Here is a 17273-nt window from a genome sequence, read left to right as displayed (position 1 = left end):
GACACAGAGTGTGAATTCTTTAGAAAAGACAAATTTCAGCTCTACTCAATGGTGGTTGACGAACCCGCGTGGACGGGCTACCTCAGGATCATTGATTAAATAACCTCAGTCGATTGCAAACCCTGTTTAGATCCCCCCTAGCCCCCCTTAAAAAAGGGGGAACCGAACCGAAAAAGGTTTGAAGTCCCCCTTTTTAAGGGGGATTTAGGGGGATCGAACACAGGCGTTGCTGTGAATGCAATTTATTTTCGATCTACTGAACATAGTTTTCGATCTACTGAACCTTTAAAGCGTTTTGCTTGGGTGACTGGGCGGGCAAGATGCCCACCCCACAAGAATTTCAGTTGATTTAATTCGCATTCCTCAGCGAGGTGGATGTTTTCCATTGCCCGTTGGATTGGGTTTGAAGGCGGCAATCAGCAGGCAGAGGATGCCAATGTTGATGCAAATGTCTGCAATGTTGAAGACGGGAAAGTTGATCAGGCGGAAATCCAGGAAATCAATCACTTCTCCCAGGCGAAAGCGATCGATGCCATTCCCTAATGCACCCGCCAGGACACAGCCATAACCCACCTGCTCCCAGCGATCCATGCGTGGCCCAAACCAGGCAAGAACCACCAGCCCTACGCTCACCAGCAACGACAGCCACCGCAGCCATTCCCCTTGCTCACTAAACCAGCTAAAGGCGGCACCTGGATTGGTGACATAGGTGAAATGAAAGACTCCTTCCCACAAAGGCAACGTTTCGCCCAATTCAAAGACCCGATCGACCCAGAGCTTTGTCAGTTGATCCAAAATCAAGCCGATCGCCGCAGCGACCCAAAACAGTTGATTCTTAATACTTAGATTCCTAGTACGCATAATTTAGATTGCAGGGATGTGTAACCGATCGCCTTTGCTGCGGTGTGCTTCTGTTGGTTAAATGTCCTTTTAGTGTCCTTATTAATGTCCTTTAATGACCTGTAACGTCCTTAATATCCAGTCAACATTTAGAGTCTAATATCTAAAATTCAATATTTCAGGGTCTCACATACAGCTCCTGGGTTAGAGCAGGACGCAGACCTGGTATCAGAGACCTGGTATCAGATCCAGTATCTAGACCCGTTCAAAGAGGGAATTAAAAGGTAATCAATAAAACATTACAAGCCGCAGGACAAACGCCAAAACCGTGACAGCACAGACGATCGCCAACTGTCCAGGCAGCGGATAGATGGAATAGGTGAGAATAGCCTGCCAGATAGGAGTTGTGCCAATTCCAGCCCATTGGAAAAAGTGAGCCACCAGGAGATAGCTGATTCCAGTGAGATGGACGGTCAGTAAACCTGCCAGACAGCTCAGGGCAAGAAACTCTAAGCGCAACGGATAAAGAAATGCCAACCAGCCACAGACCCAGGCTCCCGGCACAAACCCCAACAGATAGCCAAAACTGGGACGTAGGACGTAGTCAAACCCTCCTCCCTGCGTAAACACATTAAACCAGGTCAGTCCCAGCAGCAAATACGCCATTTGGGAAACGGCGGCCGCATTCTTTCCTCCTAAACAGCCCACCAGCAGAACCGAGCCAACTTGCCAGGTCACTCCTAAGGAATGAACCTGGACACCATGAGCATCCCACCCCCAGGGGGGACTGGCAATAAATGCCTCTAGTAGGGTTCCACCAATGGTCAAAATCAGACCAATTAATGCCCACAGCAATTGGGTGGGAGCAGACACCATCAATATCCGAAGTATCCAAGATTAAGGGACAAAGGTTTGGAGTGAGGAGTAAAAGTCAATCCTAAGTGAAAATTCACCCCAAGATTATACTCTTCTGGAATGAGATCGATTCGATGACGGGGAATGAAGTTCAATCTTCTGTTTCCAGGTTTTCACGATTACACTTCCAGTTGTTACACTCCCAGCTTCAGGCTCCAACGCTTGAGGCGACCCGTATGTTCAGGTACGCGATCGATCAGGTGAAGTTGCCAGCTACCCTTTGCAGGTTGGGAAAGGAGCGTCTTAAGACTGGGGGTTGTGCTGAAGGTATAGGTTTTGCGAAGGATATGGATTCGTCCAGCGGTACGGGACTGGAGCAGCAGTGGAATGCGATTGGGGGGAATCAGATAAATTTCTAGATCGCCCATGAAACTGTGTTCAATTTCAAGGCTGACTTCAATTTGGCAGATGGCGCGAGTATCGGGGATGGTAATGGCGGTGAGCACACCCTGGGGATCACCATCTGGAATGTCCAGGGGAGTGGTCATCGCTTGCTCGATCCAGTGCAGTGAGGCAGACGGGGTGAGTTCAGGCAGGGTTTGGGATAGTGGCAGTGCTGCTTCGATCGCCCTGAGGGGGTTCACCTGACCGTAGCCGACTGGTTGGGCGTAGCCGTAGGGGTCGTAGCTCCAGTTAAGTTTTGAGGAATCGGGTGCTGAATTGGCAGCAATAACCTTATCCGCCGTGGTTTGTAACAGTTGCTTCACCTGCTTTGCCGTTAAATCAGGATTCGCAGACCGAACCAGCGCGGCAATACCAGACACGATCGCCCCAGCGGTCACTTCGTCCTCTATTCCCCTGGGGGCGCAAACGGAGATTCTTGCCCCGTGAGGATTAGCCCGTTGTTGAGTGAAAGGATGAGCGGCGATCGTTAGAACATCGGGGTGAATTGCAAATCCATTCAGCCTATGCTCCCCCCAATCGACGAACCCAATCACACATCCCCCCGATGATCCTTTAGTGGCTGCCCGAGTGAACGCAGCTTGCTGTCGCAGGGACAGAGGATAATGCTCTAAACTGGCACCCCACTCACACAGGAGCACCGCAGCTTCCTGCTCAATCACCCCCTCACAGATTTGCTCGACGATCGCATCATCCAAAAATGAGCCGATAGCAATGGGCATCAGACTACATTCAGGTGCAATTCGAGCCACCCTGCCGATTCCCGACTCCTGCCCAGTCCCCTCTGCGTCCCCGTTCACTCCTTCTAATAAGGGAGCTACAATTTTTCCCCCTGCCTGAAACACGGGTTGCTGCGAATCAACCATAGACTCGGCAACAGCAATTACGATCGATGGATGTCCCTGGATATATTGCCAGGCTGAATGGAGATCGGGCGTTTCATTTTGCGGGCTGGCAGCAGCAGACGGGGCAGACGATCGCAAATCCACCACAATATTAGGTTCCGCCAGCAGCACCTCAGGATGGCGCATGACTTGCTGGGACAATAGGATGGGATTCACCTCCCTCTCTTGGGGCATCACCTGAAACACAAATGCTTTGGGCACGCCTGGAATCAGCTTAAAGGCGCGCAATCCAGTATGGGCAGTAATCGCCTGCATTTGTTCTGACGTGACAGAGGGGCTAAAAAGAATTGTGAGCTGGTTAGACAGATAAATCGGCGCACCGGGATGATGGCTCAGTTGATAGATCGGGCTGGCGGACAAAACTTCTCTGGAAGCCCAGGCGCGTTCCTTTAGCGTTTCCAGGAAACCAGACTGCACCCAAAGTTCAGTCCCAACCCTCGGAATTACTCGTCCGACCTTTACCGCTTCTGGGCCTAGTTCCTCAATAAGCTGATGCAGCAACCGATCGATCGCCCCCTCTGGAGTAAGGGCAACCGTGAAGCGATCGGGTAGCGGTTCAACCTGTAGGCTTTCTCCACCCCGGTGAAGTAAGTGATGGGGGAATGAATCTGAAGCGGACGGATCACTAGGGAACGGCTGGGCTGCATTAGACTGGGCTGCATTAGACTGGGCTGCATTAAACTGGGCTGCATTAAACATAGAACATCGTTGAGCAACGTAGATTTGATGAGTAGAATTTGGAAAAAATTTTGAATAATTGTCTGACTTGCCTATGGGGATAACGAGCCTTGATATTGCCTTCCCTGGGGAATGGACAATTTAACGACTGGCATTGAATGATCCTAATCATCGCCTTGCAATGATATCTAAATTAGGCGGGAACCCATTATTCAATGGTTCAGTCATCGGTACATTAGAATCCACATCAAACCCTCAATTAAACCCGTATCAAACTGTCGATCGCTACAGCCTGACCGCTCGCTGGTCATTAATTAAAGTGACATTGAACCTTAAAAAGATTTAAACGTAGTGAAAACTCCAATGGTAAGATTACGCAAGACTCAACTTGTCCGCTCTTTCATGTCTCCAATCGCTTCCCCCATGGTACTTAGAGATTTTCGTCTTCTCCCTTTCGCTTGCCTATTGGCCCTCTCTTCCTGGGTCGCTTTGGAGGGAGTGAAACCACTCACTGCAACAGCCCAAGACGCTGATGTTCCTACCGAAATTCCTACAACGGATGATGAATTAGACACCCTGGATAATGACTTGGATGTCGATCTGGATACTGATTTAGAAGTCGATCTCGATTCCACGACTCCGTCTACCCCTGACGATCTCCGTCCGCTTTCCCAGGATGCCAACATCTTGAGCATTCAGGGAGGGCAACGGTTGATGGAAGAGGCCGGCACCGCAGTATCCACTCAGAATTATGATCTAGCGGTTAGACGGCTTCAGGAGGCGCGGCAGGTCTTTAACCAGCTTTCCAACTTCTATCAGGAACTCGCAGCCAGTTTTTCAGGAATTGACAACCGGATCGCTCAAGAGCAAAGGGAGCAAGCAGTTTCCACAGCCCAAATGCGGGATCAGGCAACTTACCAATTGGCTTTGGTTCACAGAGCGCAAAACCGACCTGAATTGGCTGTGCCGCTTTTAGTGCAGATCATCCGCAGTCAGAACCCTACCCGTGATTTAGGACAAAGAGCCTACCAGCAGTTGCTTGAGTTAGGGTTTGTTGATTCTCCCTTCCCCAGAGGTACAAACGAACCCACCTCCACTGTTCCTAACCGTTAGTCTTGGGTAAGCATTGTCAGATTTCTGATATCAGTTCACCTGCTATCAGTTAAATTGGAGATAGGCCCATGTTGAGATTTAACAGGAGATTGGATGGTTAGTCCAGATCAGGTCGCAGAAATGATTAAGGTTGGGCTGCCTGATGCTCAGGTTCAAGTTCAGGATTTGACTGGAACGCGAGATCATTATCAGGTAGTGGTCGTATCATCTGAATTTGAAGGGAAGCGTTTGGTGCAGCAACACCAGCTTGTGTATGGTACGCTCCGGCAGGCGATGTCTTCTGAAGCGATCCACGCCCTATCTATGAAAACCTATACGCCTCAGCAGTGGGCAGAGATTGGTCAGCCTGCATAAGTCTTGCTCAAATGGGGCTCAAATGTGAACACAGTGCAAATCTCATCGTGCGGAAACCCCTATGACTCCAGAAGTAAAACAACGAATTGACGAACTGGTTCAGTCCAACAAAATCATGGTGTTTATGAAAGGCAATCGGCTGATGCCGCAGTGTGGCTTTTCAAACAACGTGGTACAAATTCTTAATATGCTGGCTGTTCCCTATGAAACGTTTGATGTGCTGGAAGATTATGAAATCCGTCAGTCCATCAAGGATTACTCAAGCTGGCCAACCATTCCCCAGGTGTACATCAATGGTGAATTCATTGGTGGTTCTGACATCATGATTGAGCTTTACCAGAAGGGAGAGTTGCAGCAGATGGTGGAAGTGGCTCTGGCTTCCTGAAGTGGTCGCTCGGAATTTGTCTGACCAGATTTCTGTTACAAGTTAAATTTCTCAAATAAGATTAATCCCTCTAGATTTCGGAAATGCTAGAGGGATTAGCTTTAGGTGCAGAAACCTATTTACAAAAAAGTGCAAACAGTGGGTAAATGCTAGCGTGTTAGCGGTCAGTCAGCGATAGTCCGGATCAGGTTCTGGCTGAACCATGGCAAAGTTGGACGGGTCATAGAAGAAGCGTAGAACTTCTGCTTCTAACTGATGGATCAGATACGGCTCGATTGCGCTAGCATGGTGCATGGCAGCAATGTATCCATCGACGTAGTGGCGGAGTTCCTCTTGACGATAACCCCGGTTCCACTGATCGACTAGTGCATCGGTGATCCTTTGGTAATAGCGGATTGCTTGGGCATCATGTAGCATAGTGCGGTTCCAGAATATTCCTTTCCTGACTGCAAGAGCTGCGATCGAAAAACCCTTATAGGTTTTAAAGCTGTGTGCTGCAAAAGCTATAGGAGCTTCATAGAATTATAAGCTCTGTAGGCAGAGAAGTTAATCTATCTATTAACTATTCTAACGGTAAATTTGCGGTGAGCCAGGTGTGATCCCCGTATGCATTTAGTAGGAACTTAGGACGAAAGGTTACCTTTCAGGCCAGTAAAGTCTACCTGTAGAGGGAAAGACGGACTGACTTGAGGTAGCAGGAATTACAAAACCCTAACAATTGCTCTGTTAGCCTGGATATTACATAGATTTAAGCAAAGCTTGCATTGTGGGATCTGTTTGCATCCAAATTGTCGAGGGAAACCCTCACCTCCGATCGCTGCTAGGCTGGCACTTACAGCAGGTTGGATACTGGGTTCATCAAGCGGCTGACCTTCAGCAGGCGAGAGACGTTTTTTTGCATCGGCAACCCAATCTGGTTATCCTGGATTCTGAGTTGCCCGATGGCGATGGATTAGAATTTTGTCGCTGGCTCCAACAGCAGCAGCAGACTTTAATTTTGATGCTTTCGGCTCGAAATACGGAAGCGGATATCGTGGCTGGGTTACGGGCCGGTGCCGATGATTACCTGACCAAGCCCTTCGGAATGCAGGAATTTTTGGCCCGGGTAGAGGCCTTGATTCGTCGTACCCGGACGGTGGCTGCCCCTGCTTATCTGGATTATGGAGACTTGAAAATCGATCTAATTCAGCGACGAGTCCGGCTGAAGGATGAGCTAATTGACCTCACCCCGCAGGAATTTAGCTTACTCTATGTTCTGGCTCAAGCTGGAGGAGCCGCCTTAACCCGATCGGAATTGTTGCGTAAGGCCTGCCCGACGAAATTGATAATCACCGGACGGTAGACACTCACGTGCTGTCCCTGCGCAAAAAGATCGAAGTTGATCCGCGTCAGCCCAACCTGATTCAGACGGTGCGGAATGTCGGCTACCGCTTTAACGTGGAAACGGTCAATGCGAACACTGCCGATTCCTACCCCAACCAAAAACTCGATCGCAGGCATCCCTCCGTCAAGCCTTTCTCCAAAGCGGCTGAGAATCAATAGATCAAAAAATCAAAAAATCTATGCCTCATTTCAGGTAGGCAAAACCGAACTTCGATCGACTTGCCAGGTCATTCCGTTGGGCACCTAAAATTGGACTATAGCTGAATGGCACTGGCTTAAGGATGGTGGATTGCCCACCGGACAATTTGCTAATTTTTAGTGCCTTTGGACTATGGCTAAAACCCTTAGCGTTAGGTAAAGAGTTAAGGACGAATGATCACTCGCGTATTTGCAATTGTTTTAGGTGTCCTCCTGGCATTTGGGTCGTTTGGACAGCCCAGCTGGGCGATGCCACTGCCTCGCTTCAGATTTGATGATATGCCATCTACTTCTCTGGTGGCCCAGGCTGCACCCACTTCCCAGAGTACCAGCTTCGTCAGTGCGGCGGTGGGTCGAGTCGGGCCGGCGGTAGTTCGCATCGACACCGAACGCACCATTACCCGCAACCCGGATCCGTTCTATGGCGATCCCTTTTTTCGGCAATTTTTTGGCAACTCATTTCCTACCCAACCCTTTGAAGAACGGCTGCAAGGACAGGGATCGGGCTTCATTGTGGATGGAAACGGCACGATTTTGACCAATGCCCATGTCGTAGAAAATGCCGATCGCGTCACAGTGATCCTCAAAGACGGACGCAGCTTTGACGGTGAAGTGGCTGGAGTAGATGAAGTCACCGATTTGGCAGTGGTCAAAATTAATATTCGGGGGGAAGGGTTGCCGACAGCTCCCCTGGGTGATTCTGACCAAGTCCAGGTGGGCGATTGGGCGATCGCGGTAGGAAATCCGCTGGGACTGGACAATACAGTGACCTTGGGGATTGTCAGCACCCTGAATCGCTCCAGTGCCATGGTGGGGATTCCTGACAAACGGCTCGACTTCATTCAAACCGATGCAGCGATCAACCCCGGTAATTCCGGTGGCCCCTGCTGAATGAGCGGGGCGAAGTCATTGGGATTAACACGGCAATTCGGGCTAATGCAATGGGGATTGGGTTTGCCATTCCGATTAACAAGGCGAAGGAAATCATGCCCGTTTTGGAACGGGGCGAACGGGTGACTCATCCTTATCTGGGTGTCCAAATCGCCACCCTGACTCCTGACCTGGCTCGGCGCAACAACAGCGATCCCAACTCGACGGTGACGCTACCGGAAGTGAACGGAGTCCTGGTTGTGGGCGTAGTTCCCAATTCTCCAGCCGCCTCTTCTGGTTTGCGACGGGGGGATGTGGTGACGCAAATTGAAGGACAGGCCGTCACGACTTCAGAACAGCTTCAGGGCATCGTCGATCGCAGCCAGGTGGGTCAATCCCTGCGGCTCACGGTGAAGCGGGGGAATCAGACTCAGCAACTTTCGGTTCGGACGGCAGAATTGCAAGCCAGTTCTCGATAGGTCAGTCCGAGACAAGCGATGGGCGTTGGCAATGTCTTGTTACAATTGCGCTATAGATATTACTTCGCCCTAGCGATTCCTTCAACCCTTGTAGAATTCCCATGCCTACCCCTCTGAGCGGTTCCCAAATTCGACAAACTTTTCTGGAGTTTTATGCAGCCAAAGGGCATGAAATCTTGCCCAGTGCTTCCCTGGTGCCGGAAGACCCGACGGTGTTGTTGACCATCGCTGGGATGCTGCCGTTTAAGCCGATTTTCCTGGGACAGCGTCAGGCGGAGTTCGATCGGGCCACCAGTTCGCAAAAATGTATCCGGACGAATGACATTGAGAATGTGGGGCGCACGGCACGGCATCACACTTTCTTTGAAATGTTGGGCAACTTCAGCTTTGGGGACTACTTCAAAGAGCAGGCGATCGCCTGGGCCTGGGAACTGTCTACGAAAGTATTTAAACTACCGCCAGAACGCCTGGTGGTGAGCGTCTTTCGGGAGGATGATGAAGCCTTTGCCATCTGGCGCGATCAAGTTGGGATTCCAGCCCACCGCATCCAGCGCATGGGTGAGGCAGATAACTTCTGGGCTTCCGGCCCGACGGGCCCGTGGCCCTTGCTCGGAAATCTATTACGATTTTCATCCTGAACTTGGCGACAAGGCGATCGATCTGGAGGATGATACTCGCTTCATTGAGTTTTACAACCTGGTCTTCATGCAGTACAACCGCGATGCAGAAGGCAAGCTGACTCCCCTCAAAAATCAAAACATTGATACGGGCATGGGTCTGGAACGGATGGCGCAGATCCTCCAGGGGGTTCCCAATAACTACGAAACTGATTTAATTTTTCCGATTATCAAAACGGCGGCTGAGATCGCTGGAATCAACTATGGCAAGGCAGATGAATCGACTAAAGTCTCGCTGAAGGTGATTGGCGATCACATCCGGGCTGTGGTTCACATGATTGCTGATGGGATTACGGCTTCCAACTTGGGACGGGGCTACGTGCTGCGACGACTGATCCGGCGAGTGGTGCGGCATGGGCGGCTGATCGGGATTGACCAGGAATTCACCTCTGAAGTGGCCGAAACGGCCATTGCCCTGTCGGAATCGGCCTATCCCGATGTGCGGCACCGCGCCCAGTCCATCAAGGTGGAACTCCACGCTGAAGAGGATCGCTTCCGAAAAACCCTCGATCGCGGTGAGAATTTGCTGGCGGAAATCATGGCTAAATTGCCTACCAAAGGTGAGATTGCCGGAACCGATGCCTTTGAGCTGTACGACACCTACGGTTTTCCCCTGGAACTGACCCAGGAAATCGCTGCCGAGCAGGGCTTCACTGTCGATGAGGCTGGTTTTGAGGCGGAAATGGAGAAACAGCGCGATCGATCGCGTTCAGCCCACGAAACCATTGACCTGACGGTACAGGGCACGCTGGATAAGCTGGCGGAGCAACTCCATGAAACGGCCTTTTTGGGCTACAACCATGTGTCCAGCAGTGCTGAGGTCACGGCCCTACTGGTGGACGGCAAGACCGTCGAATCGGTGGCGGCTGGAGCAGCGGTGCAGGTGATTCTGGATCAAACCCCGTTCTATGCAGAGTCGGGCGGACAAATTGGCGATCGCGGCTATCTATCTGGTGATCAGGTAGTTGTGCGGGTGGAGGATGTTAAAAAAGAGGGCAGCATTTTTGTCCACTTTGGTCGAGTCGAGCGCGGCACGCTGAAGCTGGGCGATTCCGTCACGGCCCAAATTGATCTATCCTGCCGTCGTCGGGCCCAGGCAAACCATACTGCGACCCATCTCCTACAGGCCGCCCTGAAAAAATATGTGGATGAGAACATTGCCCAGGCCGGATCGCTGGTGGCGTTCGATCGCCTGCGGTTTGACTTTAGCCTCTCCCGTGGGGTTACGCCAGAGGAACTCCAGCAGGTGGAGGAGCAGGTGAACCTCTGGATTGCGGAGGCTCATCAGGCGGATGTGGCGGTTATGCCCCTGACGGAAGCCAAGGCGAAGGGCGCAACAGCCATGTTTGGCGAAAAGTATGCGGATGAGGTGCGGGTAATTGATTTTCCTGGGGTGTCGATGGAGCTATGCGGTGGCACCCACGTCAACAACACCGCAGAAATTGGGTTATTTAAGATCATTTCTGAGTCTGGTGTGGCGGCTGGCATTCGCCGGATTGAGGCAGTCGCGGGTCTGGCCGCTCTGGAATACCTCAGCCTGCGGGATAAGGTGGTGCGGGAACTGAGCGATCGATTCAAAGCCAAACCGGAGGAATTACCGGAGCGGATTACCGCATTACAAACAGAACTACGCAGCACCCAAAAGCAACTGGATGCCCTGAAGGCAGAACTGGCTCTAACTAAATCCGATCAACTGTTAGACCAGGCAGAAGCGATCGGCGATTTTAAGGTGCTGGTGGCTCAGATGGAAGGGGTGGATGCAGATTCCCTCAAAACGGCCGCTGAACGCCTCTTGCAGAAACTAGGGGAAGGCGCGGTGGTACTGGCTTCTGTTCCGGAACCCAACAAGGTGAGCTTAGTAGCGGCCTTCAGCCCTGGAGTCAACCAAAAAGGCGTGCAGGCCGGAAAGTTTATCGGGGCGATCGCCAAGCAGTGCGGGGGCGGGGGCGGGGGGCGACCCAATTTTGCCCAGGCAGGGGGACGGGATGCCAGTAAGCTGCCAGAGGCTTTGAAATCGGCTCGTCAGGAGTTGCGATCGGCTTTGGGGTAGGGTTTATTGTCGTGCTGCCTTCAGTCGTCTGTAGAAGAGTAGCCGTCAACGGGTGTATCCCACGTTTGCGTTTGCGTGATGGATCGTTCACTGGCAGGCAAGATGCCTGCGCTACGGAAATCGATCCATGTGCATTAATGGGATGCTCCCGGCTTCTAATTTCTGATTGATTTAAGATGCCCCAAATTCAACATTCTCATAGAGATCTGCTAAACGAATTTCAAAGGGAATTGATGATAGTGAAATAGACGACTTCATATCATCATATTCAGTAAAAATCCATTTGTGAGAGCCAGTTTTGAAGTATTGCTCAACATGAGGAGTATATTGATCAATCAATAGATATTCTTGGAATGTTGGAAGGGTTCGATACGCTGAGAACTTTTCGTCTCGATCGTAGCTTTTGGTTGACTTTGAAAGGACTTCAGCGATCATCACTGGATTGATAATTGTGTCAGTTCGCCCTTGCTGTCGTTGGAGCGGACGGGGAACAACCATGACATCTGGATAAGTATAAAGATTGCGATCTGGAATCCAAAGTCGCTGATCTGCAACAAAAATACTGTACGGTTTCCCTTTTAAGCTGGCTCTTAATGCCGCATTGAGAATACTGGCAATTTCATTATGTTCAGGGGTACCGCCAGTCATGGAAATGATTTCTCCATTGATATATTCATGCCGAATCTCTGAGTTCACCTCAAACTCAAGATACTCTTCAGGTGTATAAATCTTTTCCTCTTCAATTTGCATGATCATGAGATTTTCACTCCCAAGGCTTTTAGCTGTTTGTTGATCCAATCTGTGGCTGTCGCCTCATCTGTTTCGATCGCCCTTTCTACTCCTGTTTTAGCAATTTCTAGCAGTTGTTTTGCCTGTTCTCGCTTTTGATGGGACGTTTCAACTTTATTTCTGATTTTTGGTTGAACGGAATCAGGGGCTTCCCAAACTTTTAGCATGGGTTTGTACCCCCTTATAGGAATTCCATAAACGGCAGGCAAGCCACAGATTTTCCTCATCATCAGAGCCACCGACTGCTTTGGGTATGATGTATTCAATTTCTAAAACTCCCAAAACATACTTCTGAAGGCAGCGGCAGTAACCACACTGGTTATGCCGCTGCCCTCACTTTCATCCGGACTTCTTCAGATATTTGGCTCACTCGCTTAAAGGTTCGATCAATCCACGCTTGACAGCTTCACTCAACGCAGTCGCTTTTCGTAGTAGTCCCTCTTGATAAATTTGCATGAGAGACTGTAGCTCTAAACGCTCATCTTCTATTAAAAAGCCTGATTGCTGACGATCGAGTAATTCACTTAGTCGAGCATCCTGATCGGGTTCCATTTGTAAGTCTGTTAGAGCTAGAACCTGTTCATCAGCGAGGTCTGAGATCGGTTCAAGATCGAGAATATCTGCTCGAACAGGTGGAATGGAAAGTTGAATTGTATCTGCCAAAATACTAGCAACCTCCCGGTTAGCCAATCGCGCAAAACGTTCAGCCCGCTGGTAAACCTCATCTGGTAAAGTAATTGTGATTTGGGTACTCATAGTCGCGCCTCAACTATTTGTGCAGACTGGGTTTCTTTCAGTAGTACGCTAGCACTGTTAAATGTAACCTACCGCAGCAGCCGCAGTCCACTTAAGGTCACTAGCACGGTCGAGCCTTCATGACCGATTACGCCCAGGGGGAGATTAATATTGCCTGTGAAGTTGGCTATCAGCAGGAGTCCAATAAATCCCAGGGCAAAGACAATGTTTTGCTTGACAATTGCCTGCGATCGCCGTCCTAATTTCACGGCCGTTGCAATTTTATCCAGACGATCGGCCATCAACACCACATCGGCCGTTTCCAGAGCCACATCACTCCCCGCCGCTCCCATCGCAATCCCCACCGAAGCCTGAGCCAGGGCAGGCGCATCGTTAATGCCATCACCCACCATCGCCACATGCCCATATTTCTGTTGCAATTGCCGAATCAAGTCCAGCTTGTCCTCCGGTAATAGTTCCGCGTAAACCTGATCAATTCCGACAGCAGCGGCCACAGTTCGAGCGGTTTCCTGGTTATCTCCCGTCAGCATAATGATGGGAGACACCCCAATCGCCTTGAGTTGGGCGATCGTCTGGGTCGCATCAATGCGGACGCGATCGGCAATCACAATCAATCCCAAAGCCAGATTTTCCTGCACCACCCAAACTACGGTTTTGCCCTCTTGCTGACATTGTTGGCTCTGGGTTCGTAGAAGGTCTGGACATTGCGACAGATGAGGCTTCACAAAATCAAACCGCCCGACTCGCACCGATTGGTCATTGACCAGTCCCCAAATGCCCTGTCCCGGTGAGGCTTGTATTTCTTGAGCCGGGGGAACCTGCATCTGTCGAGTCGCATACTGGTAAATGGCCTGACCGATCGGATGTTCGGAGTAGGCTTCCAGAGCCGCTGCCACCTGCAAGACTTCTCGTTCGGCATACCCAGGCGCGGGAATCACCTGACAGACATCGGGTTGTCCAGTCGTTAGCGTACCAGTTTTGTCAAAGGCGATCGCCTGAAGTCGTCCCATTTGTTCGAGCTGAGAGCCATTTTTAAACAAAATTCCCTGTCTGGCTCCGTTGGCAATGCCTGAAAGTAGCGTCGGCATGATGGCGGCCATCAAGGCGCAGGGAGAAGCCACCACCAGGAAAATCAAGGCGCGATAGATCGTCGTTTCCCAATCCCAATTCCAGAGAAATGGGGGCAGTAGTGCCAGAACAATTCCAGCGATCACAATTACCTTGGCATAACCCCGCTCGAACCGTTCGATAAACTGCTGCGATGGGGGCTTTTCGGTCTGGGCCTGTTCCACCAGCCGAATCACTCGTTGAATCAGGCTGCTCTCTGGCGGTTGATGAACCTTGAGTTGCAACGCCCCATTGCCGTTCAGGGTTCCAGCAAATACTTCATCGCCGATCGCTTTTTCCACCGGGATAGATTCCCCTGTAATCGCCGCCTGATTGATCGTGCTGTGACCGTCGGTAATTAAAGCATCCGTCGGGATTCGTTCCCCCGGTTTGACCAATAGCCGATCGCCGACCTGCAACTGAGCAATAGTTACCGCCACTTCGCCATTGCCCCGCAGCACTCTGGCGGTATCTGGCGTGAGCTGCATCAGTCCCCGAATACTCCGCTCTGTCCGGCGCATGGCATAGCCTTCCAATGCTCCACTAATGGCAAAAATCAGGATCAAAATTCCGCCATCCACAATCAAGAAATATTCCTGTCGCCACAGCCCCAACCCTGCCGCGCCCAGGGCCGCCACAATCATCAGCAAATCAACATCTAACTCTTTTTCCTCCAGTAGGGTAGTGAACCCCTCCCGCGCACTCTCGTATCCGCCGATCACATAGGCCGCACAGAGCACCAGCACTGCCAATCCAATCCAGTTCATCTGGAGGATTAACCAGCCCAACAGCACCAGCACGGCACAGGCGAAGGCAGCGATCGTCTCAAACTGTTGAGCACCAGGGAACTTAAAGCGCGACGGAAACAGCATACCGATTTACAGATTCAACTATCCTTCACCCTAAACCTTGACATTGATGTTAAGGTCAAGAAAAAACGGAAAGTTTGAGGCTGGTTTATGCCGCTAACAATCGCAGAACTCACCAAAGCTGTAGGAAATGGGATTACCCCCCGGATGGTGCGCCACTATCACCAACTGGGTTTAATGCCCCAACCCGATCGATCGCCAGGAAACTATCGGCTCTACTCCAATCGAGATGTGCAGCGATTAAAGCGAATTGTGGCTCTGAAACAACAGGGCTTTCAGCTATCCCATATTCATAAGCTGCTGGAACTGGAGCCGGAAACGCAGCAAACCCAAACCCTGATGGCACAACTTCAGCAGCAATATCAGTCCGTCATGCAGCAGATGACGCACCTGCGACAAACGGCCGTGGCCCTGGAAGGACTATTAGGGCGCGATCATTCCTGTCAGTCGATTCAGGCCCAGGCCTTAGCGCAACTGAAGCAGCTAGAGGTCGAGTCGCAGGTGGGACTGGAAAAACTCTGGAGTGGTTTAGATGCCCAGGTTCATGCCCATCCAGAGCAATTTCAGGAGTCCTTGCAACGGCTGTTGCCGGATCTGAGCGATCGCTCGGAAATAGAAAGAGATTTACTGGAAAAGTTGGTCTTAGCCTGCGGGGATGTCAGTTTGCTGTCCTTTGTCCGGTTGAGCCGAGGTCAGGAGAATGCCCTGAAGGCAGCGCGATCGTCCCTTCAGGCGGGCTGTCCCATTTTCACGGATAGTGGAATTGTGGCGGCTGCCCTGGATCAGACGCGATTTGCCCATCTCCACTGCTCCATCACTCCCTTAATTGACAACCCTCATCTCCAGAGTGCGGCAGAGCTAGAGCAGGAATTCTGGCAGGATGATCAGTTGAAAACACGGCTGCATCAGCTTCCTCAGAACTGCATTCTGGTGATTGGCTATGCTCCCTCGGTGCTGCTGACGGTCTGTGAAGCGATCGCCCAGCAACACCTTCAGCCCGCCCTGGTGATTGGAATGCCCATAGGGTTTAGCCATGCCCCTGCCGCCAAACGGTTACTCATGCGATCGAGCGTTCCCTACATCACGATTGAAGGTTCCCTGGGGGGAGGGTTACTGGCTGCGACGGTACTGAATGCCCTGGCAGAATCCCTCATTGCCAAGCCCGATTGTCACTGTTATTTGGAAAAGGGCTGAGGGAGCTGTAAAAGTGTTCTGCGGTGTGCTCCTGCCAGGTAGGTTATTTTCCGTGTCTTTCTGATATTTCTGATATAGCTGTAGTCACAGTAGTTAGGACAAATTTAGAGGTAAAAGCCCCGCAGCGCGGGGCTTTTACCTTCCTAATCTCAGTGCGTAGCACTATATTTCTGATATTTCTGACGGGTGAATGGGCTAGAATCAGCCGATCGCCCGCCGAATCCAGAGCTGGACGCTAAGATTGAAGAACAAACCTCAATAGGTAAGCAAAATGGTTCCGCACACGTCTGCGATATCTAATCCTGCTCTTCATCAAGAGTCTTTGAGTCAGCAGGCACGGGTGATTCCTCCCAGGGAAAGGGAGTCACTTTTACACTGGCTAGAAAGCACGGGTCGGTTTGAAAGCCGCGAGGTTGAGCCGGGTACTGAAGAAAAAGTAGCAGAAGAGTTGGATGACATCATCGAAACGTCTTACAACTTTGACAAGGATGATGATAGTGATGATGATTCCTGGGAAGAAGATTAATGGGGTTGAGGTTGAATGACCTTCGTAGTGCAGGCATCTTGCCTGCATATTAGAAAATCGCAAAAGCCAAAATTTGTTTTAACGGTTTTCCTAAACATCGCACCAAAACATTGCACCAAAAAAGGTTCAGGCATTGAACTTACCTGAACCTCTTTAATCATTCAAATTCAAATCAATGATCACATCGTAGGAGTGTGACACTAGGAACTGATAGGGACGTGGTAATACCCTATCCCTACCAGCGAAAATTTATAATGAACTCAATTCGTCTTCCCTAGTAGCTGCGAGAATAGTTGTTGTTTCTTTGTCCGCCACCAAAGGATCCAGAACCTCTGTTCTCACGAGGTCTTGCTTTGTTAACCTTGAGGTCACGGCCCATCCACTCTGCACCATCCAGCGCATCGATCGCCGCTTGCTCCTCATCTTCCGTACCCATTTCAACGAAGCCAAAGCCCCGCATCCGGCCCGTTTCACGATCGGTAGGAAGCTGAACTCGCTTCACCGTACCGTACTCCGCGAACACAGCCGTCAAATCTTCCTCAGTTACACTGTAGGAAAGATTACCAATGTAAACAGACATAAACAGTCTCCAAAATCGTAGGACGTAGAGAGTGAGATTTCGGAGAGGAGTCTGCCCATACCCAACGTGGAAAAAACCCGCCAATACTAGACACCAACACTACTACCGAATTACCTTTACTCGTTCTCTACCGTAACACATCTTTTGGAAGGGGGCGATCGGTCTGCTGCCAAAATCAACTTAAATGTTTACATTTTTCGTTA

Annotated in this window: 15 protein-coding genes and 3 pseudogenes; 8 read left to right on the top strand and 10 right to left on the bottom strand. The window is 50.6% G+C overall.

The window, feature by feature from the left end:
• Positions 1-363 precede the first annotated feature (363 nt).
• From lspA to ACM1PF_RS13715, 3 genes are all read right to left on the bottom strand, one after another.
• Positions 364-861 carry a signal peptidase II gene (lspA, locus tag ACM1PF_RS13725; RefSeq protein ID WP_416675414.1) on the bottom strand — a complete coding sequence of 166 codons (498 nt, stop codon included), beginning with the start codon at positions 859-861 and terminating at the stop codon, positions 364-366.
• A 267-nt stretch (positions 862-1128) separates the two neighbouring features.
• The gene (locus ACM1PF_RS13720) at positions 1129-1716 is read right to left on the bottom strand and encodes a biotin transporter BioY (protein ID WP_416675411.1); all 588 of its coding nucleotides are present in this window, start codon (positions 1714-1716) and stop codon (positions 1129-1131) included.
• A 173-nt stretch (positions 1717-1889) separates the two neighbouring features.
• Positions 1890-3761: a proprotein convertase P-domain-containing protein gene (locus ACM1PF_RS13715; RefSeq protein WP_416675409.1), complete on the bottom strand. Its 1872-nt coding sequence runs from the start codon at positions 3759-3761 to the stop codon at positions 1890-1892.
• Between the two features lie 402 nt (positions 3762-4163).
• Between ACM1PF_RS13715 and ACM1PF_RS13710 the strand changes: the two genes are divergently transcribed.
• The 3 genes from ACM1PF_RS13710 to grxD all read left to right on the top strand — a co-directional run bounded on the left by ACM1PF_RS13710 (position 4164) and on the right by grxD (position 5592).
• Positions 4164-4853 carry a hypothetical protein gene (locus tag ACM1PF_RS13710; protein ID WP_416675407.1) on the top strand — a complete coding sequence of 230 codons (690 nt, stop codon included), beginning with the start codon at positions 4164-4166 and terminating at the stop codon, positions 4851-4853.
• Positions 4854-4946: 93 nt separating this feature from the next.
• Positions 4947-5207, top strand: coding sequence for a BolA family protein (locus tag ACM1PF_RS13705; protein ID WP_416675406.1), 261 nt, complete (start codon positions 4947-4949; stop codon positions 5205-5207).
• 61 nt (positions 5208-5268) lie between these two features.
• Positions 5269-5592, top strand: coding sequence for a Grx4 family monothiol glutaredoxin (gene grxD / locus ACM1PF_RS13700; protein ID WP_416675404.1), 324 nt, complete (start codon positions 5269-5271; stop codon positions 5590-5592).
• Between the two features lie 168 nt (positions 5593-5760).
• On the opposite strand, the gene ACM1PF_RS13695 is transcribed toward grxD, so the two are convergent.
• Positions 5761-6009, bottom strand: a complete 249-nt coding sequence (locus tag ACM1PF_RS13695) for a DUF6761 family protein (RefSeq protein ID WP_416675401.1) — start codon at positions 6007-6009, stop codon at positions 5761-5763.
• A 349-nt stretch (positions 6010-6358) separates the two neighbouring features.
• On the opposite strand from ACM1PF_RS13695, the pseudogene ACM1PF_RS13690 reads away from it, so the two are divergent.
• From ACM1PF_RS13690 to alaS, 3 pseudogenes are all read left to right on the top strand, one after another.
• Positions 6359-7134 (top strand): annotated as a pseudogene (locus ACM1PF_RS13690) (response regulator transcription factor).
• A gap of 213 nt (positions 7135-7347) precedes the next feature.
• Positions 7348-8522: pseudogene (locus ACM1PF_RS13685) on the top strand (HhoA/HhoB/HtrA family serine endopeptidase).
• A gap of 101 nt (positions 8523-8623) precedes the next feature.
• Positions 8624-11249 (top strand): annotated as a pseudogene (gene alaS / locus ACM1PF_RS13680) (alanine--tRNA ligase).
• Positions 11250-11420: 171 nt separating this feature from the next.
• Here alaS and ACM1PF_RS13675 read toward each other — a convergent pair.
• The 5 genes from ACM1PF_RS13675 to ACM1PF_RS13655 form a co-directional block, all read right to left on the bottom strand.
• The gene (locus tag ACM1PF_RS13675; protein WP_416675399.1) at positions 11421-12005 is read right to left on the bottom strand and encodes a Uma2 family endonuclease; all 585 of its coding nucleotides are present in this window, start codon (positions 12003-12005) and stop codon (positions 11421-11423) included.
• Positions 12002-12205 (bottom strand): hypothetical protein, encoded by a 204-nt coding sequence (locus tag ACM1PF_RS13670; protein WP_416675397.1) that lies wholly within the window; start codon positions 12203-12205, stop codon positions 12002-12004. Before ACM1PF_RS13670 ends, ACM1PF_RS13675 begins: the two co-directional genes overlap by 4 nt.
• A complete protein-coding gene (locus ACM1PF_RS13665; protein WP_416675394.1) occupies positions 12180-12320 on the bottom strand; it encodes an HNH endonuclease in 141 nt (46 codons plus the stop codon). Before ACM1PF_RS13665 ends, ACM1PF_RS13670 begins: the two co-directional genes overlap by 26 nt.
• An 84-nt stretch (positions 12321-12404) precedes the next feature.
• Positions 12405-12794, bottom strand: a complete 390-nt coding sequence (locus ACM1PF_RS13660) for a hypothetical protein (protein WP_416675391.1) — start codon at positions 12792-12794, stop codon at positions 12405-12407.
• Positions 12795-12862: 68 nt separating this feature from the next.
• Positions 12863-14773, bottom strand: a complete 1911-nt coding sequence (locus tag ACM1PF_RS13655) for a heavy metal translocating P-type ATPase (RefSeq protein WP_416675390.1) — start codon at positions 14771-14773, stop codon at positions 12863-12865.
• An 87-nt stretch (positions 14774-14860) separates the two neighbouring features.
• Between ACM1PF_RS13655 and ACM1PF_RS13650 the strand changes: the two genes are divergently transcribed.
• Together ACM1PF_RS13650 and ACM1PF_RS13645 are read left to right on the top strand one after the other, a co-directional pair.
• Positions 14861-15964, top strand: coding sequence for a precorrin-8X methylmutase (locus ACM1PF_RS13650; RefSeq protein ID WP_416675387.1), 1104 nt, complete (start codon positions 14861-14863; stop codon positions 15962-15964).
• 271 nt (positions 15965-16235) lie between these two features.
• Positions 16236-16490: a DUF3134 family protein gene (locus ACM1PF_RS13645; protein WP_416675384.1), complete on the top strand. Its 255-nt coding sequence runs from the start codon at positions 16236-16238 to the stop codon at positions 16488-16490.
• A gap of 274 nt (positions 16491-16764) precedes the next feature.
• Here the strand turns inward: ACM1PF_RS13645 and ACM1PF_RS13640 are convergent, their stop codons facing one another.
• Complete coding sequence (locus ACM1PF_RS13640; RefSeq protein ID WP_416675383.1) at positions 16765-17070, bottom strand: RNA recognition motif domain-containing protein; 306 nt, start codon at positions 17068-17070, stop codon at positions 16765-16767.
• Positions 17071-17273 lie beyond the last annotated feature (203 nt).

Origin of the sequence: Egbenema bharatensis FJBBOT/2019, assembly GCF_048077055.1 — a bacterium.
Lineage (GTDB): Bacteria > Cyanobacteriota > Cyanobacteriia > Elainellales > Elainellaceae > Egbenema > Egbenema bharatensis.
The sequence above is the reverse complement of the archived record's forward strand: the minus strand, read 5'-3'. Positions and strand labels throughout refer to the sequence as shown.